The 23,388-nt window shown below is 71.0% G+C and carries 18 protein-coding genes and 5 pseudogenes; 13 read left to right on the top strand and 10 right to left on the bottom strand.

Translation table 11 applies throughout. The annotated features are described in order from the left end of the window. Nucleotides 1-26: 26 nt before the first annotated feature. The 3 genes from OJ254_RS28865 to OJ254_RS28855 all read right to left on the bottom strand — a co-directional run bounded on the left by OJ254_RS28865 (nucleotide 27) and on the right by OJ254_RS28855 (nucleotide 2,291). Nucleotides 27-296, bottom strand: coding sequence for a hypothetical protein (locus OJ254_RS28865; protein WP_265364735.1), 270 nt, complete (start codon nucleotides 294-296; stop codon nucleotides 27-29). 133 nt (nucleotides 297-429) lie between these two features. Then, the gene (locus OJ254_RS28860; RefSeq protein ID WP_265364734.1) at nucleotides 430-1,131 is read right to left on the bottom strand and encodes a hypothetical protein; all 702 of its coding nucleotides are present in this window, start codon (nucleotides 1,129-1,131) and stop codon (nucleotides 430-432) included. A gap of 320 nt (nucleotides 1,132-1,451) precedes the next feature. Then, entirely contained in the window at nucleotides 1,452-2,291 is an 840-nt protein-coding gene (locus OJ254_RS28855; RefSeq protein WP_265364733.1) for an SDR family oxidoreductase, read from the bottom strand. A 144-nt stretch (nucleotides 2,292-2,435) separates the two neighbouring features. Between OJ254_RS28855 and OJ254_RS28850 the strand changes: the two are divergent. The 4 pseudogenes from OJ254_RS28850 (at nucleotide 2,436) to OJ254_RS28835 (ending at nucleotide 6,198) form a co-directional block, all read left to right on the top strand. Next, nucleotides 2,436-2,755, top strand: a pseudogene (locus OJ254_RS28850) (winged helix-turn-helix transcriptional regulator). 399 nt (nucleotides 2,756-3,154) lie between these two features. Then, nucleotides 3,155-4,437 (top strand): annotated as a pseudogene (gene pcaDC, locus OJ254_RS28845) (bifunctional 3-oxoadipate enol-lactonase/4-carboxymuconolactone decarboxylase PcaDC). Nucleotides 4,438-4,644: 207 nt separating this feature from the next. Then, nucleotides 4,645-5,284 (top strand): annotated as a pseudogene (locus OJ254_RS28840) (MBL fold metallo-hydrolase). Nucleotides 5,285-5,404: 120 nt separating this feature from the next. Beyond that, nucleotides 5,405-6,198 (top strand): annotated as a pseudogene (locus OJ254_RS28835) (exodeoxyribonuclease III). A 50-nt stretch (nucleotides 6,199-6,248) separates the two neighbouring features. On the opposite strand, the pseudogene OJ254_RS28830 reads toward OJ254_RS28835, so the two are convergent. Next, a pseudogene (locus tag OJ254_RS28830) lies at nucleotides 6,249-8,091 on the bottom strand (SGNH/GDSL hydrolase family protein). 145 nt (nucleotides 8,092-8,236) lie between these two features. Between OJ254_RS28830 and OJ254_RS28825 the strand changes: the two are divergent. From OJ254_RS28825 to OJ254_RS28805, 5 genes are all read left to right on the top strand, one after another. Then, a complete protein-coding gene (locus tag OJ254_RS28825) occupies nucleotides 8,237-8,677 on the top strand; it encodes a DUF6278 family protein (RefSeq protein WP_265364732.1) in 441 nt (146 codons plus the stop codon). Nucleotides 8,678-8,908: 231 nt separating this feature from the next. Continuing rightward, nucleotides 8,909-9,652, top strand: a complete 744-nt coding sequence (locus tag OJ254_RS28820; RefSeq protein ID WP_265365348.1) for an amino acid ABC transporter ATP-binding protein — start codon at nucleotides 8,909-8,911, stop codon at nucleotides 9,650-9,652. A gap of 14 nt (nucleotides 9,653-9,666) precedes the next feature. Beyond that, nucleotides 9,667-10,605, top strand: a complete 939-nt coding sequence (locus tag OJ254_RS28815; RefSeq protein ID WP_265364731.1) for a glutamate ABC transporter substrate-binding protein — start codon at nucleotides 9,667-9,669, stop codon at nucleotides 10,603-10,605. A 19-nt stretch (nucleotides 10,606-10,624) separates the two neighbouring features. Beyond that, nucleotides 10,625-11,269 carry an amino acid ABC transporter permease gene (locus OJ254_RS28810; protein WP_265364730.1) on the top strand — a complete coding sequence of 215 codons (645 nt, stop codon included), beginning with the start codon at nucleotides 10,625-10,627 and terminating at the stop codon, nucleotides 11,267-11,269. Further along, nucleotides 11,266-12,135 (top strand): amino acid ABC transporter permease, encoded by an 870-nt coding sequence (locus OJ254_RS28805; protein ID WP_265364729.1) that lies wholly within the window; start codon nucleotides 11,266-11,268, stop codon nucleotides 12,133-12,135. Before OJ254_RS28810 ends, OJ254_RS28805 begins: the two co-directional genes overlap by 4 nt. 32 nt (nucleotides 12,136-12,167) lie before the next feature. Here OJ254_RS28805 and OJ254_RS28800 read toward each other — a convergent pair whose 3' ends face one another. The 4 genes from OJ254_RS28800 to OJ254_RS28785 all read right to left on the bottom strand — a co-directional run bounded on the left by OJ254_RS28800 (nucleotide 12,168) and on the right by OJ254_RS28785 (nucleotide 16,757). Then, the gene (locus OJ254_RS28800; protein ID WP_265364728.1) at nucleotides 12,168-12,644 is read right to left on the bottom strand and encodes a hypothetical protein; all 477 of its coding nucleotides are present in this window, start codon (nucleotides 12,642-12,644) and stop codon (nucleotides 12,168-12,170) included. A 54-nt stretch (nucleotides 12,645-12,698) separates the two neighbouring features. Beyond that, nucleotides 12,699-13,154 (bottom strand): pyridoxamine 5'-phosphate oxidase family protein, encoded by a 456-nt coding sequence (locus OJ254_RS28795; RefSeq protein ID WP_265364727.1) that lies wholly within the window; start codon nucleotides 13,152-13,154, stop codon nucleotides 12,699-12,701. A gap of 679 nt (nucleotides 13,155-13,833) precedes the next feature. Beyond that, nucleotides 13,834-15,438, bottom strand: a complete 1,605-nt coding sequence (locus OJ254_RS28790) for a CocE/NonD family hydrolase (RefSeq protein ID WP_265364726.1) — start codon at nucleotides 15,436-15,438, stop codon at nucleotides 13,834-13,836. 1,064 nt (nucleotides 15,439-16,502) lie between these two features. Continuing rightward, a complete protein-coding gene (locus OJ254_RS28785) occupies nucleotides 16,503-16,757 on the bottom strand; it encodes a hypothetical protein (protein WP_423835980.1) in 255 nt (84 codons plus the stop codon). A 340-nt stretch (nucleotides 16,758-17,097) separates the two neighbouring features. Between OJ254_RS28785 and OJ254_RS28780 the strand changes: the two genes are divergently transcribed. From OJ254_RS28780 to OJ254_RS28770, 3 genes are all read left to right on the top strand, one after another. Continuing rightward, complete coding sequence (locus tag OJ254_RS28780) at nucleotides 17,098-18,360, top strand: eCIS core domain-containing protein (protein ID WP_265364725.1); 1,263 nt, start codon at nucleotides 17,098-17,100, stop codon at nucleotides 18,358-18,360. Nucleotides 18,361-18,490: 130 nt separating this feature from the next. After that, nucleotides 18,491-18,760: a transposase gene (locus OJ254_RS28775; RefSeq protein ID WP_423835979.1), complete on the top strand. Its 270-nt coding sequence runs from the start codon at nucleotides 18,491-18,493 to the stop codon at nucleotides 18,758-18,760. Between the two features lie 179 nt (nucleotides 18,761-18,939). Beyond that, entirely contained in the window at nucleotides 18,940-19,797 is an 858-nt protein-coding gene (locus tag OJ254_RS28770) for a class I SAM-dependent methyltransferase (protein ID WP_265364724.1), read from the top strand. A gap of 500 nt (nucleotides 19,798-20,297) precedes the next feature. Here the strand turns inward: OJ254_RS28770 and OJ254_RS28765 are convergent, their stop codons facing one another. Further along, nucleotides 20,298-21,140 carry an alpha/beta fold hydrolase gene (locus OJ254_RS28765; protein ID WP_265364723.1) on the bottom strand — a complete coding sequence of 281 codons (843 nt, stop codon included), beginning with the start codon at nucleotides 21,138-21,140 and terminating at the stop codon, nucleotides 20,298-20,300. A gap of 261 nt (nucleotides 21,141-21,401) precedes the next feature. Between OJ254_RS28765 and OJ254_RS28760 the strand changes: the two genes are divergently transcribed. Continuing rightward, nucleotides 21,402-22,733, top strand: a complete 1,332-nt coding sequence (locus OJ254_RS28760) for an aminotransferase-like domain-containing protein (RefSeq protein ID WP_265364722.1) — start codon at nucleotides 21,402-21,404, stop codon at nucleotides 22,731-22,733. An 88-nt stretch (nucleotides 22,734-22,821) separates the two neighbouring features. Here OJ254_RS28760 and OJ254_RS28755 read toward each other — a convergent pair whose 3' ends face one another. Further along, nucleotides 22,822-23,121, bottom strand: a complete 300-nt coding sequence (locus OJ254_RS28755) for a hypothetical protein (protein WP_265364721.1) — start codon at nucleotides 23,119-23,121, stop codon at nucleotides 22,822-22,824. Between the last annotated feature and the right edge of the window lie 267 nt (nucleotides 23,122-23,388).

Here is a 23,388-nt window from a genome sequence, read left to right as displayed (position 1 = left end):
GCGGAGTAAGACCAGGAAGATCAAGCTCAGCGCATCCACTCCGAGTAGAAGTTGGGGAGGCCGGGCTGGGGGTCGCTGACGCAGGTGGCCTCGTGGTACTTGGGGTTCTGTGCCAGGTCACTCTGCATCTGGTCATAGCACTTCTGCCAGGAGTCGAACGACTCGCCACCGACCGGCTGCCAACCGTCACCGGGCGGAGGGCCGGCGGCAAAAGCGGCCGTGGCAGTCAGCGGCACCGTGACCGCCGCGACACCCACGGCGAGACCGAGAGCGATACGAGTGCGCAAGGACTTCATGAATTCCTCCATCGTGTGTGGGGATCTTTTCCGCAGCAGCTCTCCTGGAGCGACACCGCGGCCAAAGCCACCTGCTCTGTGCGTCGTTCACCAGGTTTGGTGCACGTACTGGGGCAGTGGCACAGGTTGGTCTTTACTTGTGGGCGCTGATCACGCCGCCGCTGCTGAGCACGATGTACACGCCGTTGGCGTCGACCCCGGCGTCGTGTCCCTTGGTCTCCAGCGTGGCGGCCACGCCGTCGAAACCGATGATCTGCGCGCGGTAGCGCAGCTCGCCGAGCTTGGTGACCTTGGCTGTCCAGCCGCCCGGGAGCTTGAAGGTGCCCGGGCCCTGGTGGCCGCCGCCCATCCAGGAGTGGATCTCGCCGCCCATGGTGAGCACGATGTACATGTCGTTGGCGTCGAGTCCGGCGTCGGCGTTCTGCCCCGTCGTCTCCATCGTGGCCACGACCGATCCGCGGGCGACGATCTTGGCGCGGTAGTGCTGGGCGCCGAGCTGGTAGATCTCGGCCTTGCTGATACCGTCCGCCAGGGTCTGGGTGCGGACCGGGGTTCCCGTCTTGGCGCCGCCGGTGGCGTGCGTGCCGCCCGACTGCTTGTCCGCGGCGGCCGATGTGATGGCGGTCTTGGCATCGGTGCTCTGGAGTCCGGACCAGCCGGCGGCGGTGGAGTCGGCGGCGGCCGCGCTCGTGTGCGGGTGGCCCGCGGACTTCGCGTCGGCGGGGTCCGAGCCGGAGCAGGCGGTCAGGGTGAGGCCGGCGGCTGCGGTCAGGGCCGCGGCGGCGACGCGCAGGGTGCGGCGACGGGCGGTGCGGGCGGTGGTGCTGGCGCTCATTGCAGGCCCCCGGGGGGCAGTCGGTGTCGTTGTCTCCTCGGTACGTCACCCACCCTGGTCCGGGCCACTATCGAGAGGCTGCCGCTCCACTAACGATGGGCTAACACGGGTGTGAGGAGGGGAAGATGGCTGTTCTGTAGGGCCTGGCCTGAGGGCCTGCGCGGCCGCCACCTGCCCGCCGACGACGGCGGCACAGAGAGGGGGCCGCCCCCCCCGTGCGACCGTAGCCGTAGCCGTAGCCGTAGCCGTAGCCGTAGCCGTAGCCGTAGCCGTAGCCGTAGCCGCACGAGGCTGCCCGGGCACTTCAGTTGAGTTGTGCCTCAGCGGAAAGCGGCGATGTTGCGGGCGACCCAGTCGTTGAACGGGCGCGGGGCGCGGCCGAGGACTCGTGCCACGTCCGGGCTGATCCGCAGTTCGGCCGGGTTCGGGGCGGCGATGATGTCCAGGGTGTCGTCGGCGAGTTCCGCCGGCACCAACTGGGTCATCGCGGCCTTGGCCTCGTCGCGGGTGAGTTCGTGGAACCGCACCGGCGAGTCGAGCGCGGCGGCGGTGGCCTGTGCCTGCTGACGCGGCGTGATCACCTCGGGCCCGGTCAGCTCGTACACCCCGCCGGTGTGCCGGTCGTCCACCAGGCAGGCCGCCGCGACCTCGGCGATGTCCGCCGGGTCGATGACCGGCACCCCGACGTCACCGAAGGGTGCCGCGACCACCCTCCGCGTGCGGAGGGACTCCGCCCAGGCCAAGGCGTTGGAGGCGAAGCCGCCCGGCCGCAGGACGGCCCACTCCAGGCCGGACTCCCGCAACACGTCCTCCAGCGCGCGCATCGCGACCCGCGACGGGCCGAGCGGCCTGGTCGCCACACCCTGCGAAGACAGCAGGACGATCCGGCGGACCCCACTGGCCTTGGCCAGGCCGACGATGTCGGCCGGCCTGGCTCCGGGGGCGTGCAGGTCGCCGGAGAGCAGGAGGAACAGCGCCTTCGCCCCGTCCAACACGGGTGTGAGGCCCGCCGGCTCGGCCAAGTCGGCGGCCGCGTGCCGGACGCCGTCCGGCACCGCCGCCGCGTGCCGGGACACCGCTGTCACCTGCTCGCCCGCCTCGGTCAGGACCCGCGTCAAAGGCCGGCCCACGTTCCCGGTAGCCCCGGTCACCACGATCATGTTCAGCTCCTAGTCCGTTGTGCACTACGGGATTTGACGTTAGGAGCAGTGGCTTACTTTTCGTAAGGACGTACCCAGAGGTAAGCTCCGGACAGGAAGGAAGGTGCGCAGCTGGCGCAGGTCGAGGTGGGTCGCCGGTATGAGGTGTTTCACACCGACTGCCCGCGCGGGACGTGGTCGACCACGTGACCAGCAGGTGGGGCATCTGGGTGCTGATCTCCTTGCGGAGCAACGACCTTCGGTTCTACGAGCTGCGCAACGGCATCCAGGGCATCAGCGAGAAAATGCTGGCTCAGACCCTGCGCGCGCTCGTCGAGGACGGTCTGGTCCGGCGGGAGGTCGAGCCGACGACGCCGCCCCAAGTCACCTACGGACTCACCGAGTTCGGTCGGGAGATCGGCGAGCCACTGACGGATTTGTTCCATCGGATCACACAGCGGCTCACGCCGCGCAGCCCGGGATAGTGCGGTAGTGGCCGGCCTCGAAGACGAATCCAACGTGACCTGGTGACCTGGTGGCCTACGCTGCGGGGCGACCAGAGGCGGCTGGCGATACCGTCGGTGCTCCGTCGCCGGGCTCTCCTGGTACTTCAGGGCTTGGCCGCCGAAGCCGTACCGCCGAGCGGCCCCGCCTCGCCTGGGACACCCACCTCGTGACCCCGGCGACCCCGCAAGGCACCGCATCCGTACCAGCGGATCATGGCGAGCCACGACGAGCCGGGTCACCCGGTCGTCCACGAAGTCTCCACGGCGAGGGTCTGACCTGCGGAGATCACCCCTCCGGGTCCGCTCCGCGGCCACGTTTTGAGGGCTCCTCCTGACCCGGGTGTCAGGATCGCGTCACGGAGTGGGTAGCGTGGTCGGGTGAGTGAGAAGACCCTGCAGCACCGGATTGATGGTCCAGACGACGCACCCGTACTCGTCCTCGGTGCCGCGCTGGGTACCACATGGCACATGTGGGACCGGCAGATCCCCGAGCTGACCCGCCACTGGCGGGTCATCCGTTTCGACCTGCCCGGACACGGCGGTTCCCCCGCCCACGCGGCGCCCTCCGTCGCCGAGCTGGCCGACCGGCTGATCGCCACGCTCGACGGCCTCGGCGTGGACCGCTTCGGCTACGCCGGCTGCAACATCGGCGGCGCCATCGGCACCCAGCTGGCGCTCACCCGCCCGCACCGCGTCACCTCCCTGGCGCTGGTGTCCTCCTCACCGCGCTACGGGACCGCCGACGCCTGGCGGCAGCGCGGCGTCGTCATCCGCACCAACGGACTCGACCCGATCGCCCGCACCGCCCCCGAGCACTGGTTCACCCCGGGCTTCGCCGGCGCCCAGCCCGCCATCGTCGAATGGGCCGTCCAGATGGTGCGGACCACCGACCCCGGCTGCTACATCGCCGCCTGCGAGGCGCTGGCCTCGTTCGACGTCCGCTCCTCGCTCGGCCGGGTCGGCGTGCCCACGCTCGTCGTCGTCGGCTCCGAGGACCAGGTCACGCCGACCACCGACGCCCGCACCCTGGTCGCCGGCATACCCGACGCGAGCCTCGCCCTGGTGCCCGGCACCTCTCACCTGGCGCCCGTCGAGCAGCCCGCGGCCGTCACCGAGCTGCTCATCCGGCACTTCACCAACGCCTGGCACGACAAGCCGGCCCCGGCGGCCAGGTGGCCATCGGCGCCGCCGCCCCCAAGCCGCAGATCGCACCCCCGCCGCCCCCGCAGGCGCCGCCGGCCGCCATAGAGTCCGGCCTCGCCCAGCCCGAGCAGGACCGCGGCGGCACGTACGAGGCGGGAATCAAGGTCCGCCGGGAGGTCCTCGGCGACGCCCATGTCGACCGCGCCCAGGCCGCCGCCGACGACTTCACCGGCGACTTCCAGGACTTCATCACCCGCTACGCCTGGGGCGAGACCTGGACTCGCCCGGGCCTGGACCGCCGCACCCGCAGCATCATCACGCTCACCGCACTGACCGCCCGCGGTCACAAGGAGGAGCTGGCCCTGCACACCCGCGCGGCCCTCCGCAACGGGCTCACCCCGTCGGAGATCAAGGAAGTCCTCCTCCACACCGCCATCTACTGCGGCGTCCCGGCCGCCAACTCCGCCTTCGCGGTCGCCCAGCAGGTGATCCGCGAGGAAACGACACCGGAGGGGTGAGGGGCCGGGGGCCTTCGCCCCCGTTGTCGCGGGGCGCACCGCCGGCGCGCCCTTCCCCGCCGCCCACCCGCGCCTTGATTTTTTCCCCGCCGCCCACCCCCTTCGGGGGGTGGGCGGGTCAGGTGACGCGGGGCGCGCGTAGCAAAGACCTGAGCCGGGGGAGCATGCCGGGCCCCACCCACCCCCCGGCGCGGCAAGATGGCAGGCATGGAACTCACCAAGAAGACCCATGCCTGCGTCCGGCTGGAGAAGGACGGGCAGACGCTCGTCATCGACCCGGGTGTCTTCAGCGAGGAGGACGCGGCCGTCGGCGCGGACGCGATCCTGGTCACCCACGAGCACATGGACCACTTCCACGAGGACCGGCTGCGGGCGGGCATGGAGGCCAACCCCGGCGCCGAGATCTGGACCCTCGCCAGCGTCGCCGAGCAGCTCTCGGCCGCCTTCCGGGCCGCGTGCACACCGTCGGCGAGGGCGACACCTTCACCGCCGCCGGCTTCGAGGTCGAGGTGCACGGTCAGCTGCACGCCGTGATCCACCCCGACATCCCGCGGGTCACCAACGTCGGCTATCTCCTCGACGGCGGCGCGGTGTTCCACCCGGCGACGCCCTCACGGTCCCCGAGGGCCGTACGGTCGACACCCTGCTGCTGCCCGTCCACGCGCCCTGGAACAAGGTCGCCGAGGTGATCGACTACGTCCGCGAGGTCGCGCCCCGGCGGGCCATCGACATCCACGACAGCCTGCTGCAGGACCACGCCCGCCCGATCTACGACTCCATGATCGACAAGCTCGGCGGTACGGACCACGGCCGGCTCACCCCCGGCAGCCACACCGCGCTGGGCTGACCCCCGACGGGTGACCGGGCCCCCGCCGACCAGGGCCGGAACCGGCTGTGACCAGGGCCGGAACCGGCCCCGGCCGGGACCGGAGCCGGGTTGTCAGTGGCGGGCGGTAGGTTTGCAGACATGCGCATCGCGACCTGGAACGTCAACTCGATCACCGCCCGCCTGCCGCGGCTGCTGGCCTGGCTGGAGAGCTCCGGCACGGACGTGCTGTGCCTCCAGGAGACCAAGTGCACCGCCGAGCAGTTCCCGTACGAGCAGCTCCGCGAGCTCGGCTACGAGGCCGCGGTCAACGCCAACGGCAGGTGGAACGGCGTGGCCCTGCTGTCCAAGGTCGGACTGGAGGACGTCGTCATCGGCCTCCCCGGCGGGCCGCAGTACGACGGCGTGGAGGAGCCCCGGGCCGTCTCGGCGACCTGCGGCGCGGCCCGGGTCTGGTCCGTCTACGTCCCCAACGGCCGCGAGGTCGACCATGCGCACTACACCTACAAGCTCGGCTGGTTCGAGGCCCTGAAGACCGCGGTCGCCGATGACGCGGCGGCCGACCGCCGTTCGCGGTCCTCGGGGACTTCAACGTCGCCCCCACGGACGAGGACGTCTGGGACCCTGCCGTCTTCGTCGGCTCCACCCATGTCACCCCCGCCGAGCGCGCCGCCCTCCAGGCCCTCCGCGAGGCGGGCCTGTCGGACGTCGTCCCGCGCCCCCTCAAGTACGACCGCCCGTACACCTACTGGGACTACCGCCAGCTCGCGTTCCCCAAGAACCGCGGTATGCGCATCGACCTCGTCTACGGCAACGCCCCCTTCGCCAAGGCCGTCTCCGACGCCTACGTCGACCGTGAGGAGCGCAAGGGCAAGGGCGCCTCGGACCACGCCCCGGTCGTCGTGGACCTGGACGTCCAGCCCACCGGGTCGTAGCAGCTCCCCTCAGGCACGGGAGGGCTTCTCCAGGGCGCGAGACGGCTCCCTCACGGGGCGACTGTCCGCCCGGGCACGCGCGCCGTCCCGGGCACCAGCGTCCTCAGCTCGATCGACTCGCCCAGCGCGCGCAGCCCCGCGTCGCCCGGGTGGAGATGGTCGCCGCTGTCGTAGGCGGGCAGCATGCGGGCCGGAGCGGCCGGGTCGCGGAGTACGGCGTCGAAGTCCAGGGTCGCGTCGAAGGCGCCCTGCCCGGCGCCGTCGCGCAGGAAGGCGTTGACGGCCTGCCGGCGGGCCTCCGCGGCCGGGGTGCAGTCGGGGTAGCCCCCGCACGGCGTGACGGTGGCCGCGACCGCCCGCAGTCCCCGCTCGTGCGCCCGCCGCGCCAGCGCCCGCAGACCGGCGATGACGTCGTCGGCCGGGGTGCCCGAGCGGACGTCGTTGATGCCTCGAAGACCACCACGGTCCGCGCCCCGGCCTGGGCCAACACGTCCCGTTCCAGCCGGTGCTGGGCGCTCACCCCGCCGGTATCCGTGCTCACCCCGTCGCCCTGATAGCGGTCGGTGACGATGCGGTTCGCCGAGATGCCGTGATTGAGCACGCCGTAACGCGGCAGCGTGTGCTGGGCCTGGAAGCGGCGGGCGAGGACGTCCGGCCAGCGGCGGTCGGCGCCGCTCGTCGACTTCACCCCGTCGGTGATCGAATCGCCCAGCGCGACGATGGAGCCGGGCCCGCCGTCGGTCTCCAGACCGGTCAGGAACGGCCAGAACGTCATGGTCTGCGGATAGGCGCCGCCGTCCGGGTCCCGCGTGCGGTCGCCGCTGCCGTCGGCGCTCACGTACGACAGCTGGGCCGCCTCCTGGTGCACCGGCGCCGCGGTCAACGTCCCGGGCAGATGGAGGCTCACCAGCAGATCGGTGTCCGCGGGGACGGTGAAGGCCGCGGGATCGCTGAACAGCTCCGCGCCGGCCGGTATCCGGGCTCCGGCCCGCCCCCGGAAGGTCAGCGCCACGGGCCGGCCGTCGCCGCCGCTCCCGCGCCGCGCACCGCGATGCTCGCCGCCCCGATGGCGACCGGTGCCGCCGCGAAGGTGTTGGCGATCCGGATCCGCGCCCGTGGCCCGCCCGCGCCGCTGTGCACGACCAGCCGCACGGTACGGTCCCGCCAGGGGCCGACGGCGCGGTAGCCGGCCGTGCTCGCCGCCCAACTCCCGGTGCGGCCAAGCCTGTTGTCCCGCACCGACACCGCGAAGACGTGCAGGGCGGCGCCCCCGGCGGCGGCCCGGGCGCGGGGCGGCAGCACCACCGACGCCACCGCACGCCCCGGCCGCAGCGGTACGGTCACCGCGTACAGCCGCGCCGGACCGGCCGACTGCCCGTCCGGGCCGTTGACGTGCGGCAGCGCCACCGCCTTGGTGCTCAGCGGCCCGGAGCGCCAATCGGGAGCGGTGAGTTCATAGGTGCTGTGCGAGCCGTCCCGGTAGCGGACGGTGCCACGGCCGGCCGCCTGGCCACCCGTACCGGCCACCAGGAAGGTCAGCGCATCGCCCCGGCCGCGCACCGCGACCGCCTGGCCGTCGGCCCGTACGTTGTCCGGCGTCCCGGCCGCGCCGCGCGGCCAGCTCAGCCGTGCGCCGTCGAGCGTCAGCACGGTCCCCGGCGACCAGCCGGCCGCGGCCAGGTCCTGCGCGGACAGCGAGCGGCCCGCGCCGTCGAAATCGGCCGCACCGGGGCGGGAGTTGTCGCTCACCGCCGTGTTGTCGAAGAGCCGGGGCAGCGGCCGGGGCGCGGGCGGCGCCGTGGTTGCCGCGGCCGCCGGCGCGAGGGCGGTGCCCGGCAGCGCGGTCATCAGGAGCAGCAGTGTCAGGGCGGTGCCCCATCGGCGTAGACGCATCGGTCCGTGTCCCCTCCGGCCGCAGATCCGCTCCGGGCGCACCGAAGGTAGGGAGCCGACGGGGGCGCGTCAAGGTGGCGGACGGCGCCGGGTCACGCCGCGCGCCTGTGGCCCCGACCACAGGTCGGGTGGGACCCTGCACACCATGAACATGTCTTTCCTGGACAAGTGGCGCAAGCGACCGCCGACCCGCCGGTCCGTGCCGCTCGCGGAGTCGGTGCGCGCCGACCCGGAGAGCGTCATCGAGCTGCTGTCCGAGTGCGGGCTGCTGCGGTCCCACGCGGCCACCGCGGGCGTCGAACTCGACGACTCGGTACGGTCGTTGGAACGGCTGGACCAGCTCCAGCCGGTCTGGCGGGACGACCCCGAGGTGGCGCCCTGGCTCGGCAACGACGCGGGCCTGTATCTGGGCACCGTATTGGTGCGTACCGTCCGCGGCGCGGTCTGGCACGTCTGGCCGGACGGGCAGCCGGTGGTCCGGCTGGCGTCCGGGCGCGAGATCGACGTCGTGGCGGCCGGCCACCAGTGGGCCGACGACGGCGCACCGGAACTCTCCCAGGTGTACGCCGAGGCCGCGGAGAGCTGACCCGTAAGCCCGGGACCCGCCTGCGCGCCGTACCGGCCCGTATGTGCCGGGGCCGTACGTGCTGCCCCGCACCCGCCGCCGAGGCGCCATCGGACCCTGAACAGCCGCAGGTCGACTTACCCGATTTATCCCCTCGAACCCGCCTGGATGTGCGTGTCAGGGCGTACCGCCTCCCTCTCCCCGGTAGTTTGCGGGCTCTCCGCTGTACGGACGAGAGTGGGCAGATCGGACATGGCCGGTGAGGCGCTGATTGAACTGCGCGGGGTCAACAAGCACTACGGAAAACTGCACGTCCTCCAGGACATCGACCTCACCGTCGGCCGTGGGGAGGTCGTCGTGGTCATCGGGCCCTCCGGGGGCGGGAAGTCCACCCTGTGCCGGGCCATCAACCGCCTGGAAACCATCGAATCGGGCACGATCACACTCGACGGCAGACCGCTGCCCGAAGAGGGCCGGGCGCTCGCCCAGTTGCGCGCCGAGGTCGGCATGGTCTTCCAGTCGTTCAACCTCTTCGCCCACAGGACCGTGCTCGACAACATCATGCTGGCCCCCGTCAAGGTCCGGAAGAAGCGGAAGGACGAGGCCGCGCGGCGCGCCCGTGAGCTCCTGGACCGGGTCGGGCTGGTCTCCCAGGCCGAGAAATATCCCGCGCAGCTCTCCGGAGGCCAGCAGCAGCGCGTCGCCATCGCCCGCGCGCTCGCCATGGACCCCAAGGCGCTGCTCTTCGACGAGCCGACCTCCGCACTCGACCCGGAGATGATCAACGAGGTGCTGGAGGTCATGCGCCAGCTCGCCCAGGAGGGCATGACCATGGTCGTGGTCACCCACGAAATGGGCTTCGCCCGGTCCGCCGCCAACCGCGTGGTGTTCATGGCCGACGGCCGGATCGTCGAGGACCGCACCCCCGAGGAGTTCTTCACCGCCCCGCGCAGCGAGCGGGCGAAGGACTTCCTCTCCAAGATCCTCAAGCACTGAACGGGGGTGCCGCCATGCCATACCGACACTCCGCGCGCCCGCCCCGTACCCGCACGGCCCTCCTGCTCGCCGTAGTGGGCGCCCTCGCACTGCTCCTCGCGGGCTGCGGCCGGGCCGGCAGCCCACCGGTCAAGGGCCCCAGGGGCAGCGAACTGCCCCAGTACCCGGTCGCCAAGAACTTCCGGCTGCCGTCCTCCCCGACCTGGGTGGCGGCCAAGCGCCGCGGCCACCTCATCATCGGCGTCAAGGAGGACCAGCCCTACCTCGGCGAGAAGGACCCCGCCACCGGCGTCTACACCGGCTTCGACATCGAGATCGCCAAGATGATGTCCGCCGCCCTCGGCTTCCCGCCCCGCACCATCCAGTTCCGGACCATCGCCTCCGCCAACCGCGAGACCGCCCTCCAGAACGGCCAGATCGACCTCTACGTCGGCACCTACACGATCAACGACAAGCGCAAGAAGCTGGTCGGCTTCGCCGGCCCGTACTACATGGCCGGCCAGTCCCTGCTGGTGCGCACCGACGAACACGACATCCACGGGCCGCAGGACCTGGCCGGCAAACGCGTCTGCTCGGCGGCCGGCTCGACCCCGTACCAGCGCATCCAGTCCGAGTACCCCAAGGCGATCCTCGTCGCCTACGACACCTACTCGGTGTGCGTGGACAACCTGCTCACCTACCAGGTCGACGCGGTCACCACCGACGACGCGATCCTGCTCGGCTACGCCGCCAAGGTCCCCCGCGAACTCAAGGTCGTCGGCAAACCCTTCTCCGAGGAGCCCTACGGCATCGGCGTCCCGCGCGCCGACAACGCCCTGCGCTTCGCCCTGAACGACGCGCTCGCCGCGAACGAGAAGAACGGCAACTGGAAGAAGGCCTACGACGCGACCCTCGGCCTGTCCGGGGTGCCCGCCCCCAAGCCGCCCCCGATCGACCGCTACCCGGCGACCTGAGCCGCCAAGGAACCGACCGATGAACGTTCTCCTCGACAACCTCTCCCTCTACGCGGAGGGGCTGCTCGGCACCGTCGAACTCACCGTCTACTCCTCCCTGCTGGCGCTCGCCCTCGGCTTCCTCATGGCGGCCTTCCGGGTCGCCCCGGTCCGCTCGCTGCGGGCCTTCGGCACCGCGTGGGTGACGGTGCTCCGCAACACGCCGCTGACCCTGCTGTTCTTCGCCGTGGTGCTGGGCCTGCCGCGGTTCGGCCTGGTCCTGCCCTTCAAGCTCTTCGCCATCCTGGCGCTCGGCTGCTACACCTCCGCCTTCATCTGCGAGGCGGTCCGCTCCGGCATCAACACCGTGCCGACCGGACAGGGCGAGGCGGCCCGCAGCCTCGGCATGACCTTCCCGCAGACCCTCGGCATCGTCGTCCTGCCCCAGGCGTTCCGCTCCGTCATCCCGCCCATCGGGTCCACCCTGATCGCGCTCGCCAAGAACTCCGCGATCGCCGGCGCCTTCAGCGTCGTCGAACTGCTCGGCGTCTACAAACCGCTCAACGAGCTCGGTTACAGCATCATCTGGACCTTCGTCTGGATCGCCGTCGGCTACCTGATCGTGACCCTGTCCATCAGCGCGATCTTCCACGTGCTGGAGAAGCACTACGGAGTCGCCCGATGACCGCCAACGCCCTCTACGACGTCCCCGGCCCCCGGGCCAGGACCCGCCACCGGGCCTACGGACTCGCCGGGACCGTCGTGATCCTCGCCCTGATCGGCTGGATCCTCTACCTGCTCTTCGTCACCAGCCAGTTCACCGCCGCGAAATGGAGCCCCTTCACCTACGTCGGCATCCAGGAACTCCTGCTGAACGGACTGGCCAACACCCTGCGGGCGTTCGGATTCGCCGCGGTGCTGTCGCTGGCCTTCGGCGCGGTGCTCGCCACCGGGCGGCTCTCCGTCCACCGGCCGATCCGCTGGCTGTGCACGCTGATCGTGGAGTTCTTCCGCGCGATGCCCCTGCTCGTCATGATCTTCTTCATCTACGTGGCGCTCCAGGTGGCGCCGCTGCCCGCCCTGGTCGCCGGCCTGACCCTCTACAACGGCTCGGTCCTCGCCGAGGTCTTCCGCAGCGGCATCAACGCCGTCGAGCGCGGCCAGGGCGAGGCCGCCTATGCGCTCGGCATGCGCAAGACGCAGGTCATGACGTACGTGCTGGTGCCGCAGGCAGTTCGGGCGATGCTGCCGGCGATCATCAGCCAGCTGGTCGTCGCGCTCAAGGACACCTCGCTGGGATTCCTCATCACCTACGAGGAGTTCCTGCACGCCGGCAAGCTCATCGCCTCCAACCTCGACTACGACCTGCCGTTCATCCCCGTCGTCATGATCATCGCGCCGATCTACATCGGGATGTGCATGCTGCTCTCCTGGTTCGCCAACTGGGTCTCCCGGCGCCAAATGCGCAACCCCAAGGTCGAGTCCGCCGACGTGGCCGCCGCGGAACCCGGCAACCTCCTGCCGGGCGACCACCAGCGGCCGGCGCTCTGAGACCTGCGTGGTGGTCCCCCCCGGGACCGCCGTCAGCGGATGCGGCGCGCCAGCCAGGGGCTGAGCGCCCCGCCCAGGATCAGCTCCTTGTACGTCTCATCGCCCGGCAGCGGGACGACCAGCCACTGCCCCGGCGGGAAGAACCGCGTCTTGACGTGGGCCAGGCCGCCGTAAACGGACCGCAGGAACGCCGGCACCGCATCCCGCGGCACATCCGCGAACTCCACCCCGTCCACGGTGATCTTCGCATCGTCCTCCGGGAACAACTGGACGGTGACCACCGGGTCCCCGCCCAGCTCCACGAACGCCTCGTGCGGCAGCGAGCCGTCCGGGTCCAGCACGGCGAACGCCCCGGCGGAGGTGCGCCGGGAGGTCACGTCCGCACCGATGTCGTCCGTGACGGCCACCTCGAGCCGGTACTCCTCGGCGACCTGCCGGACGGCCGTGACGGCGGACTCGGTCGTGGGCAGCTGCGGCCGCTGCCCCGGGCTCGGGGCGGAATTTCCCATACCGGCGATCATGCCACCGGCCGCTCCCGGGCCCGGACGGACGGCCGCGTACGACTACACTCGCCACACCCCGTCCCGCATCAGCTCCCGCCCCGCGAGCTCGTTCACCTCGCGCCACGCCAGGATCCGGTGCGGCCGGAAGACGAGGAACACCCAGGCCTCCCGGCCGCGCGGATCCCAGCCGAGCTTCTCGACGAACGCTGTGCCCGTGTCGTCGGGCAGCGCGTCGGAGGCGACGGTCTCGGCCGTGCTCTCGATGAGGACCACGTCCCGGGTGGGGCCGAGCGCCACCCAGCAGGCACCGTTGGCCCGGAGGTTGCGGGCCGTCGGGTTGTTCTTCTTCGTGGCCATCACCAGCCGCTCGCCGTGCCAGACGAACGACAGCGGCACGAGGTACGGCGTGCCGTCGGCGGACGCCGAGGAGACCCAGGCGTCCTCGTCCGTGATCAGTCGTGCGAGCGCATCGCGCTTCCGCTGCCCGGCGTCGCGGGCCGGTGGGATGGTGGCCATGCGCTGAGGCTAGCGATCACGACCCCCTCGCCGCCTCGGGCCCGCGCTGTACGCCTGGGGGCCTAGGACCGGTTCGCGGGGGCCTAGGACCGGTTCGTGGGCCCCTGGGACCGGTTCGCGGGGTCGCGGGCGGGTGGGGTGGCCCGAGCGCATCCACCGGAGCAGAAGCACGGGGTGCCAGCCTCAGGAGAACCACGGGGCGAGAACCACGGATCGAGAACCGCGGATCGAGCCTTGCGGATCGAGAACCACGGGTTGAGAACCACGGGTTGAGGTGGGGTCAACCCGTGGTGCGATGACCGGGGCGGGCGTTCATGGAACGGTTGAGGACATGAACAGCCGGTCAGGCTGAACCGCCGGTCGGCTCACCAGCCGATCGGGCTGACCGGCCCGTCAGACGACGTTTCCCTATCTCTTTCCCTATCCCTTCCGGGAGGCCCCCATGTCCACGCTCGCCGCCCTCACCCATCCCGGCGTAGCCCGCCCCGCCCATCCCCGCTTCCTCGGCGGCCGATCTCTCGACGTCCGATCCCTCGACGGCCGATCTCTCGACGTCCGATCCCTCGACGTCCGATCCCTCGACGTCCGACCCCTCGACGTCCGACCCCTCGGCTTCCGCCCCACCCACCCCGGCCCTCACCACCATGCCGACGAACCGGGGCCGGCGCCGCCGCGGTGTCTAGTCGCGCACCGGCACGGAGACGTACGACGGATCGTCCGCGGGAGAGGAGAACGTCAGCCGGGCGCCGGACGGATTGTGCTCGATGTAGAGCGGATCGACGGTGTCCACGACCACCGCCAGCTTGTGCCCGGCCGGGACGTCGTACGCGGTGGAGAACAGCTCCAGGTCCACGCCGAAGGGCTGCCCGGGCGTCTTGCCGTGGAAGGTGAACGGCGCGTGGGTGACCAACTTGCCGATGCCGAGCGGGCCGACGTCGTAGAGGTACGCGATCGCGGTACCACTCTCGGCGGTGCTGGTGACGGTGGTGTGCAGACGGGTGGTGCCACGGACCCGCTGCCCCGTCTCGTAGCGCTCGGTCTGCCAGACGGCGGCCAGCGAGCGCGGCAGCAGCGGGATCGAGGCCATCGGCGGCAGCCGGAAGAACTGGTCCAGCATGCTGGAGAGGAAGATCAGTCCGCCGTCGGCGCCGGAGTCCCAGTTGGTGTTGATCTGCCGGCTGCCGTCCAGCGCGATCTTCCGGTGCGCGGACGGCACGTCCTTCCAGCTCTTGTAATCCTCGTAGGCACCGGTGGAACGGGACTTGAGCAGTACCGGAGATTCCTTGTCGATCCCGTTGTCGGCGCCCTTGAGGTAGTGATCGAACCACCGCTTGGTGTCGGTCCAGGTGTCGTTGGGCAGTCCGAACAACCCGAGGCCTTCGGCCGTCGCATGGTCGCCGGGCCGGAACTCCAACCGCTTCGGCCCCTTGAGCTTCTCGAAGAAGTCGGCGTACTGATTGGGCGGGAAGAGCGAATCGCCCCACGCATTGCCCAGCATGATCGCCGCGCCGTTGGAGTTGATCCGGTCGAGGTAGGTGGCGGGGGAGCGCTTCTTCCCCCAGGCGATCAGGTCCTTCTCCTTGGAGAGGTTGGAGGCCAGGAAGTCCTTGAGGACGGTGCGGAGTTCGGGGCTCGGCCGCCCGGTCAGCTCACCCGCGCCGCCGAGCATCGCCGCCGCCTGCAGATGCTGGGTCCGTTCGCTGTAGATCGAGTCGATCAGGTTGGCCCAGCCGCTGAGCGCCGCAACCACCTTGATCCGCTTGTCGAACGCGGCGGCCAGCAGACTGATCCCGGCCCCGTACGAGACCCCACCCATACCGACCTTCTGCGGATCGGCAGGCGTGTTCGCCAGCGCCCAGTCGATGACCTTCGAGGCATCGGCGATGTCCTCCGGCCCGGCGGTCTCGATCTGCCCGCCGGACTCCCAGAATCCTCGCGAGTTGTATCCGACGACCACATATCCCGCGTCGGCCAGCTTCTTGGCCTGCGCCATGTACTCGACCTGCGGCATCGCCCAGCTGGTGGGCAGCACGATGACCGGGTAGCGCCGGGTCCCGTCCGCACCGGCCGGGGTGAAGACGTTGGCCTTGAGGGTGATCCCGCCCTCGCCCTTGATGTCGACGAACCGCACGGAGGCGGAGCCGGCGGATGCCGTGGCCGCGGGGGCGGCTTCCGGGGTCGCCGCCTGGGCGGTGGCCGGTGCGCCGGTGAGCACGGTCGTCGCCAGCACCGCCGCCGAAACGGTGCCGATCGCGGCGCGCAGGGTCGTACGGGAGGGGGTCATCTTCTGCTCCAGATCTCGATGCGAGCCGACCGCATGCTGTCTGGGGACAGGAGGGGGCATACGCCCGGCCCGAGGTGACTGGAGAGTAAAGTCCGACCCTTACCGAAGGTAACCCGTCGGTAGGTTACGGGTGGGTAACAGCCTTGGGTCGGGGCGAGTCGGGGGCGAGTCGGGGGCGAGTCGAGGGTGAGTCGGAGTGCGGTGGTGGGGTGGGTCCGGGAGGGATGCGGCTGACTCGGGGAGGGGGCGGGGCGGGGGAGGGGGGTGAGGTGGGGTGAGTCCGGGAGTGGTGTGGCTGACTCCAGGTGGGGACGGCGAGTTGGGGTGAGTCCGTTCGGCTCGGGGGTGTGTCGGGCGATAGTGGCGGAGCCGTCGGCGCCGGCCGCGTCGGGTCGTGTTCGGCCGCGTCGGGTCGTGTTCGGCTACGTCGGGCCGACTTCGGTGCAGCCGGGTCGGCTCCGGCCAGGCGTCGGACCGGGATCGGTCACGTGGGTGTGTTCGGTCGTGTCGAGCTGCGTCGGGCGACTCGCGGCCCTTGCGGGGTGCGTTGGGCGGCGCCGGACCGAGTGGGGGGCAGGTGAGGCAGGCGGGTCGGGCCGGTCGAGTGCGGCGCGGTGTCGAGCCGTGCCCGGCTGCGTCAGGCCGCATCGGTCGTTTCCGGCAGCGTCGGGGGCGCGGCGGGATGAGCTCAGCCGCGTCGGGGTGAGTTCGTGTGGGCTTGGTCCCGTCTGGCCGCCGTGGGTCAAGTTGGGCTGGACCGGGGCGAGTTGGCGCGAATAAGGGTGGGGCGGCGGGCTGAGTTGGATGGTGCGTGCGGGGCCGGACCACGTCTGGCCGCCTCTGGCCGCCTCTGGCCACGTCTGGCTGCGGCGGGTCGAGTTGGGCTGCACCGCGACCCGTTGGTGCAGGTTTGCGGGCGGGCTGAGTTGGGTGGGGCGGGCTGAGTTGGGTTGGGGCGGGGGAAGTTGCGTGGGTCGGGCGGCGTCGGGGCGGTTCTGGCCGCGCCTGGTTGCCGCGGGCCCAGTTGGGGCGAGTCGGGGGCGAGCCAGGCTGTTTCCTTCGGATCACCTCGCCGACCGGAGGAAGAGGGCGGCGAGGTGGAGCGCGGCGAGGTAGATGGTGGCGATCGTGTCGTAGCGAGTGGTCGGGCCGCGCTGCTGCTTGAGCTTGTTGATGCACCGGTCGACGGTGTTGCGCTGCCTGTAGGTCTCACGGTTGAAGGCTGGGGGTCGGCCGCCGCGGTGGCCGAGCCGCTTGCGGTTGGCGGCCTGCTGCCGGGCTGTGGGATCACCGCCCGGATTCCGGGGCTGTGGGGTCACCGCCCGGATTCCGCGTCGTCGGAGATGACGGCGGATCGCCTGTCGGGACGCGACTGCCGCCCGCACGTTGTCCCGTCTACCGGCGGGCGGCCGGTCGGTAGACGGTCGCGGCACACCGGCCCGGGCCGACGCGCACGACTGCCCGTGTGGTCGGTGAGTCTGCCCCTGCGTCCCTGGAGTCGCCTCGGTCCTGCAGGTAAGGGTGAACCGATTGGTTCGCCCTCGATTCAGGAGGAACGCAGATGGGCCTGGCCCGGGACGACAACAGCAAGGACGAGAAGGCGCGTGCGGCCGCGCGGGCGCGCGCGGCTTCCCCTCCCCAGGCGCGGCGGTGCAACGAATGCTCGACTTGAACGGTTCTGCCGGCAACGCGGCGGTCGTTCAGATGCTGCGTCAGGACGGGCATCCATGGGCGCAGACCGGGCACCAGCACGGTCCTGCCTGCGCCCCTCACGCGCAGGGCTCCCCCGTACAGCGATCCGTGGGTGCCACCGTGGCGCGCGCCGCGGAGGAGGACGCACACCTCCACAACGCCGTGCCGGACACCAGCCCGGAGGGACAGAGTGCGCTGCTGGCCGCCGCCATGAACTCCTCCAGCGAGTCGCTGCCCTCGCCGGTGGTGGCGAAGGCCGAGTCGTTCTACCAGAACAAGAGGATCTCCTCCACCCGCCTGCACCGCGACGCGGTGGCCCAGCGCGCCACCGCGGCGATGGGGGCCGAGGCCATGACGGTCGACAACCACATCTTCCTGTCCGCCGGAGCGAGCGTGCACGACAAGACGCTCATCGGCCACGAGCTCAGCCACGTCAACAACAACCTTCTGGGCATACCGGAGACAGGCCACAGCAACGGCGCCGGCATTACCGTCACCGACCCGAAGCAGGGCTCGGAACGGGCGGCCGGGAACGACGGCACCGCTTTCGATGCGGGTGAGACGACCGCTCCCTCCGTCATCGCCCGGAGCAGGACGGCAGACGGCCCGGGCGAAACCGTCCAGCGGATGGCAGCAAGTGGCGGGCCCCACCAGCACGGGCCGGGGTGCGGCCACGGTCAAGGGCGGGAGGACGTCCATATTCAGCGTGCGGCCGCCGCCTACTACGCGCCGGAGGAAGACGTCGATGAACATCCCGGATTCAGCACCCGATGCACTGCGACGCTGAATGGGCAACCCATCGGAACCACCACCAGCAAAACCGGTCCACACTCGCCGGGTGACCACGCCGAGGACCAGTTGCTCGACATACTTGACGAAGCAATCGCCAACCATGAAAACGGTGCGCGCACCACCGCCCTGGCCCTTGGTCGGGTCGGGAGTGACGACACCCTGCACCACACGCTGGTACTGGATCTCTCCACGAGTCCGTGCTCCACCACCATGCAAACCTGCAGAAAGACACACGGAGAGGGCTGCACCGAACGGCTCATCGAGTTCGCCAGGCACGGCTACCAGCCGAAAAAAGGCGGTACCACCCACAAATTCGCCATCACCGTCGATGCGCATCATCTCTACCAGCCGCACGCCACGGAAGACGTCAAAAGCAAGTCGCAAGCCGCCGTTGACGCCATGAAGAGTGCGGGAATCACGGTGATTATCAGGAATTGAGCCCGCGGCTTTCGGCCTGTTGTTGGTCAACGGTTCCCGCGCGGCAACCGCAAGGCCTACGCGGGCGCCCGTTTCCCTCCGGCCTTCGGCTGGACCGTTTCTTTCAGCTCACCGGATCGCTGGTTGATGGGTGTCGGTGTCGTTGACTGACGCCCAGTGGGCACGCATCGAGCCCACTGCTGCCGAATCGGAAACCGAAGCGGGGTGGGCGGTGGCGGGGCACCGGCAGGCGACCGACGCGATCGCGTTCAAGTACCGCACCGGGACGCCGTGGATGGACCTGCCCGAACACTTCGGCTCGTGGTCAGCACGCCGCCGGGGCCCGTCAAAAGGGGCCCCGGCCAGAGAGCCGGCCGACCATGCTGTCGATCGCCCCCGTGGTGGACGCCCCCGCGGCTGACCACCAAGATCCACCTCGTCGGGCTTCACCTCGCCGCCGTCTTCATCTGGTCGGCGAGGTGATCCGAAGGAAGCGACTAGGGGCGAACCAGGGGGCGAGTGGGGATGGGGGAGGAGGGGCGGGGCGGGTGTAAGGATGAGGCGGCAGTCGGTTGGCGGTGAGTTGGGGAGGGGCGGTTCGTGGAGGCGGCTGAGAAGGGTGGGGCGGCGGGGGTGCAGACGCCGTTCGATGTGAGTGAGCGGCGTGCCTGGGCGGGGAGTGCGGCCGCCTATGAGGCCGGGTTCGGCAGGCTGTGTGCGTATCCGGTGCCCGCGCTACTCGACGCTGCTGGAGCGGGGCCGGGCATGCGGGTGCTCGATGTGGGGACGGGCCCGGGGGTGGTCGCTGCGGCGGCGGGTGCACGCGGTGCGCAGGTGGTGGCGGTGGATCCTGAACCTGGGATGGCCAAGCGTGCCGCCCAGGCGGTTCCGGATGCTTCCGTATACGTGGCCGCGCTACCTCAACTCCCGTTTCAGTGCGGCCAGTTCGATGCGACCGTGGGCAACTTCGTGCTCAATCATGTGGGGCGGCCGCGGGTGGCGCTCGCGGAGTTGCGTCGGGTGACCCGGCCGGGCGGCTGGATCGCGCTGACGATCTGGGCGGTGCCGGCGGCGTCCGGGCAAGCACTGCTCGGGCGGTCCGTGGCGGCAGCCGGGGTGCCCCGGCCGGCCGATGTGCCCGCGCTCGCGCCGGAGGATGACTTCCCGCGTACGGAGGAGGGGCTCACGGCGCTGCTGGAGGAGGCGGAACTGACGGAGACGGGGTGTCGTTCGCTGGCCTGGGACCACCACACGACGGCGGAGGAATGGTGGCAGGGGCCGGCGGCGGGGGTGGCCACGATTGGACGGGTCGTTACCAGTCAGGGGGCGGAGGGAGTCGAGCGGGTTCGGCGGCACTTTGCCCTGCTGGCCGAGGAGTTCATGGACGGGGGTGGCGGTCTGGTGCTGCCGCACCGGGCACTGCTTGCGTATGGGCGAGTGAGCCGCCCGGCGGCGTGAAAGAACCCTTCCGAGCGGCGCGGACGGTGAACCGCAGGGCTCCTTCCGCGTGGTGCGGGCGGCGAACCGCAGGGCTCCTTCCGCGAGCCGCCGCCGAGGTGCCGATCTGTCGTGCCGTGCTGAACTGCCCTTCCGGGCGGGCGACTTCGGGCGGCCCTCGCCGAGGCCGGCCGTCTCGTCCCGGCCTTTTGAGGGCCGGGACGAGACGGCGGCTCTACGGAGTGTTCCGCTCGCCGTCGATGAGATGGCGATGGTCGGCCCGGTTCGGGGTGATGGTCGACCGTTGGGGCGCCGTGGCCAGCTGGGGCACGTAGGCCGGCGGCGTCGGGCGGCGCTTGCGCAGCAGTTGCTGGGCAGCGACGTGCCTCTGGCCGTGGCCCGGACCCGGCTGGCACAGGGGCGATTCGACGACTGGGCCGACCGCGAGGTGAGCGAGACCGCACTCGGCCACTACCGCGGCATCTACGATGCGCATCGCACCGAGCGCGCGGAGCGGCGTCCTACCTTCTGGTGGGGGTGGAGAGGGTGGTCAGGAAGGCGGACAGGGCGGTGTTGAAGTCGTCCTCCCGTTCCAGGTTGGGCATGTGGGCTGCCTCGGGGATGATCGCCAGGGTGCTGTCCGGGATGCGTTGGTGCAGGTCGCGGGCGTCGCTCACGGGGGTGTAGGCATCTTCCGTGCCGACGACCACCAGGGCCGGTACGGACATCCGGGTGAGCAGTTCCCGGTAGTCGGGGCGTTCGGCGCGGCCACGCAGGGCGGCCGCCGCGCCCTCGGGCGGGGTGCCGGTCATCATGCCCAGGACGTGTGCGGCGACCTCCGGCCGGGCTTCGATCGTGCTCGGTGCAATCATCTTGTCGAGCACCTCCTGCGCGTATCCGGTCATCCCCTCGCGTAGTAGGCGCTCGGCCATCGCCCGGCGGCCCGCCTTGCCCTCGTCGGTTTCGGGCGCCGCGAAGGTGTCGGCGAGTACGACGCCGTGGATCCGCTCGGGGAAGAGGCGGTAGCACTCCATGACGATCTGGCCGCCCATGGAGAGCCCGCCCAGTACGCAGCGCTCGATGCCCAGGTGGTCGAGCAGCCCGGCGATGTCGCGGGCGAAGGTCTCCAGCGGGGTAATGCCCGGGACGGTCGAACTCTCGCCGTAACCTCGCAGGTCAGGGACGATCACCCGGCGGCCGGCCCGGCTGAAGTGGGCGATCTGCGGGCGCCACATGGAGCGGTCGAAGGGGTGCCCGTGGATGAGTACCAGGGGCTCGCCGCCATCCCCGTTCCGGTGGCCCTCCTCCTGCTCTCCTACATCCTCGTAGCCGATGGTGATTTCGCCTATGACGACCGATCCCATGGTGGACATCCCCTCTGCGGCAATGTGACGCCCTCGATGCTATGAGGTGCAATTACTCGGCACAATAGGGATAATGTGCTCGGTGCAATGTGGTCCATGCGTGATGCTTTCCATGTCCCATGTCCCATGTCCCGGTACCCGGAGGGCGGAAGGCGAGAGACGGGGGCGGGGGACGAGGAGCGAGAGGCGAGAGGCGAGAGGCGAGAGGCAGAAGACGGAAAACGGGGCGGCGGGAAGACGGGGAGCGGGGAAAAGGTGGCGATGGACGACTATCGAGTGCTGGCTGATGGGGTGGCGGCGGATATCGCGGCGGGGCGGTTGCGGCCCGGGGACCGGTTGCCGCCGTTGCGGCGGTTTGCCCGGGACCGGCGGATCGCCAGTTCCACCGCGGCCCGGGTGTACCGCGAACTGGGTCGGCGCGGTCTGACCGTCGGCGAGGTCGGCCGCGGCACCTACGTCCGTACCGCCGCACCACGCGCCGAAGCCGCCCTGGCCGAACCGGCGGAGGCCCGGATCGACCTGGAGCTCAACTTCCCGGTCCTGCCCGAGCATCCCGCGCTGCTCGCCAAGAGCCTCGAACGCCTGGTGCGTCCCGACGCCCTGGCAGCCGCGCTCCAGCCGGTGGGTCCGGCCGGTACGGCAGCGGCGCGGCAGGTCGCGGCCGCCCACCTCGTCCGGGCCGACTGGGCCCCGGATCCCGGCCAGTTGCTCTTCGCGGGCAACGGGCGGCAGGCGGTCGCCGCCGCGATCGCCGCGCTGGTGCCGGCCGGCGAACGGCTGGGCGTCGAAGCGCTGACGTATCCCGTGGTCAAGAGCATCGCGGCCCGGCTGGGCGTCACCCTTGTCCCGCTCGCCATGGATGAGTACGGTCTGACGCCCGCCGCGGTCCGGGCCGCCGCCCCGCTGCGCGCCGTCTACCTCCAGCCGGCGCTGCACAACCCGCTCGGCATCACGATGCCCGGTCCGCGGCGACGTGAACTGGTCGAGGCAGCCCGGGAGTTGGGGCTGCGGATCGTCGAGGACGCGATCTACGGTTTTCTGCGCCCCGACCTCCCGCCGCTGGCGGCTCTGGCGCCGGAACGCACCGTAGTGATCGACAGCCTGTCCAAGCGGCTGGCGCCTGGCCTGTCGCTGGGGTTCCTCACGACGCCCGAGGCTCTCACCCGCGAACTGGCGGCCGCCCTCCGGTCGGGGACCTGGACCGCGTCCCGTTTCGCGCTGGAGGCGGCCACCGGCTGGATGGCCGACGGGACCGCGGCGGCCCTTGAGGAGGCCAAGCGCAGTGATGCGGCCGAGCGCCAGCGGATCGTCGCCGAGCGGCTGGGCGGCTTCCGTATCCGGGCCGATCCGCAGGCGTACCACTGCTGGTGGGACCTGCCGGAGCCGTGGCGGGCCGACACCTTCGTCGCGGCCGCCGCGCGCCGGGGGATCGCGGTCACCCCGGCCGGAGCGTTCGCCGTGGGCACGGGGCACGCCCCCAATGCCGTACGCCTGGCGCTCGCCTCTCCGCCGCTCGACGCCCTGGCCGAGGCGCTCGACGTCCTGGCCGGGCTGGCCCGGGGCGTACCGGAGGACAGCGGTCCGGTGGAGTGAGCGGGCGGTCGGGGAGCCGGTCCGGACTGCTCAGGTGCAGCTCATCGCCCCGCTCAGGTGGTGTTCAGGCGCAGCTCGCCGCGCCCGCTCAGGTGCCGCTCATCATGTCTCCGAGGCCGGTGCGGAGGTCGTCGGCGTTCATCACCGGCTGGAGCGCGACCTTCGCGTTCAGGTCCATGAAGAACGATTCGAGCACCGGCGGCATCTGGGAGGACTGCTGCATGTCGAAATAGAAGAAGCAGGTGCGCTCGCCGTCTTCGAGGGTGAAGTACGCCGCCTCCGGCTGCAGGGCGGCGTACGCCGCCTCCATGATCTTCAACAGGGTGCCGTTCCTGAGTACCGCGTTGCCCGCCTCGGTCGGTATCCGGGCCTTCAGGACCATCCTCATCGGACTCACTCCTCGGCTGACTGTGGAGTCCCCGTCCCTCTCTGTCCCCGTCCCTCTCTGTCCCCGCCCCCGTCTGTCCCTGTGTCTCTGCCTGTGTGTGGCCCTGGTGGGCCGTCTGTCAGTGTCTGCGTCTGACTGTGGTGGGCCGTCTTTATGTCCCTGTATCCGCGCCAGCATCCTGTTTGTTTCAGCGTCTCACGGTACGGCGCGACGGTCAGGCCAGGCAGCCCGGCGTCAGGAGAGCCCGGTGTCAGGACGGCCCGGCGA

This window comes from Streptomyces endophytica (assembly GCF_026153355.1).
Lineage (GTDB): Bacteria > Actinomycetota > Actinomycetes > Streptomycetales > Streptomycetaceae > Streptomyces > Streptomyces endophytica.
The sequence above is the reverse complement of the archived record's forward strand: the minus strand, read 5'-3'. Positions and strand labels throughout refer to the sequence as shown.

Excerpts from the sequence above, each read along its gene's own strand:
- OJ254_RS28815 (WP_265364731.1), top strand. The coding sequence starts at position 9,667 with ATGCCATACCGACACTCCGCGCGCCCGCCCCGTACCCGCACGGCCCTC.
- OJ254_RS28765 (WP_265364723.1), bottom strand. The coding sequence starts at position 21,140 with ATGGGATCGGTCGTCATAGGCGAAATCACCATCGGCTACGAGGATGTA.
- OJ254_RS28800 (WP_265364728.1), bottom strand. The coding sequence starts at position 12,644 with ATGGGAAATTCCGCCCCGAGCCCGGGGCAGCGGCCGCAGCTGCCCACG.
- OJ254_RS28790 (WP_265364726.1), bottom strand. The coding sequence starts at position 15,438 with ATGACCCCCTCCCGTACGACCCTGCGCGCCGCGATCGGCACCGTTTCG.
- OJ254_RS28820 (WP_265365348.1), top strand. The coding sequence starts at position 8,909 with ATGGCCGGTGAGGCGCTGATTGAACTGCGCGGGGTCAACAAGCACTAC.
- OJ254_RS28755 (WP_265364721.1), bottom strand. The coding sequence starts at position 23,121 with ATGAGGATGGTCCTGAAGGCCCGGATACCGACCGAGGCGGGCAACGCG.
- OJ254_RS28855 (WP_265364733.1), bottom strand. The coding sequence starts at position 2,291 with ATGATCGTGGTGACCGGGGCTACCGGGAACGTGGGCCGGCCTTTGACG.
- OJ254_RS28825 (WP_265364732.1), top strand. The coding sequence starts at position 8,237 with ATGAACATGTCTTTCCTGGACAAGTGGCGCAAGCGACCGCCGACCCGC.
- OJ254_RS28805 (WP_265364729.1), top strand. The coding sequence starts at position 11,266 with ATGACCGCCAACGCCCTCTACGACGTCCCCGGCCCCCGGGCCAGGACC.
- OJ254_RS28780 (WP_265364725.1), top strand. The coding sequence starts at position 17,098 with ATGCTCGACTTGAACGGTTCTGCCGGCAACGCGGCGGTCGTTCAGATG.
- OJ254_RS28760 (WP_265364722.1), top strand. The coding sequence starts at position 21,402 with ATGGACGACTATCGAGTGCTGGCTGATGGGGTGGCGGCGGATATCGCG.
- OJ254_RS28865 (WP_265364735.1), bottom strand. The coding sequence starts at position 296 with ATGAAGTCCTTGCGCACTCGTATCGCTCTCGGTCTCGCCGTGGGTGTC.
- OJ254_RS28860 (WP_265364734.1), bottom strand. The coding sequence starts at position 1,131 with ATGAGCGCCAGCACCACCGCCCGCACCGCCCGTCGCCGCACCCTGCGC.
- OJ254_RS28795 (WP_265364727.1), bottom strand. The coding sequence starts at position 13,154 with ATGGCCACCATCCCACCGGCCCGCGACGCCGGGCAGCGGAAGCGCGAT.
- OJ254_RS28810 (WP_265364730.1), top strand. The coding sequence starts at position 10,625 with ATGAACGTTCTCCTCGACAACCTCTCCCTCTACGCGGAGGGGCTGCTC.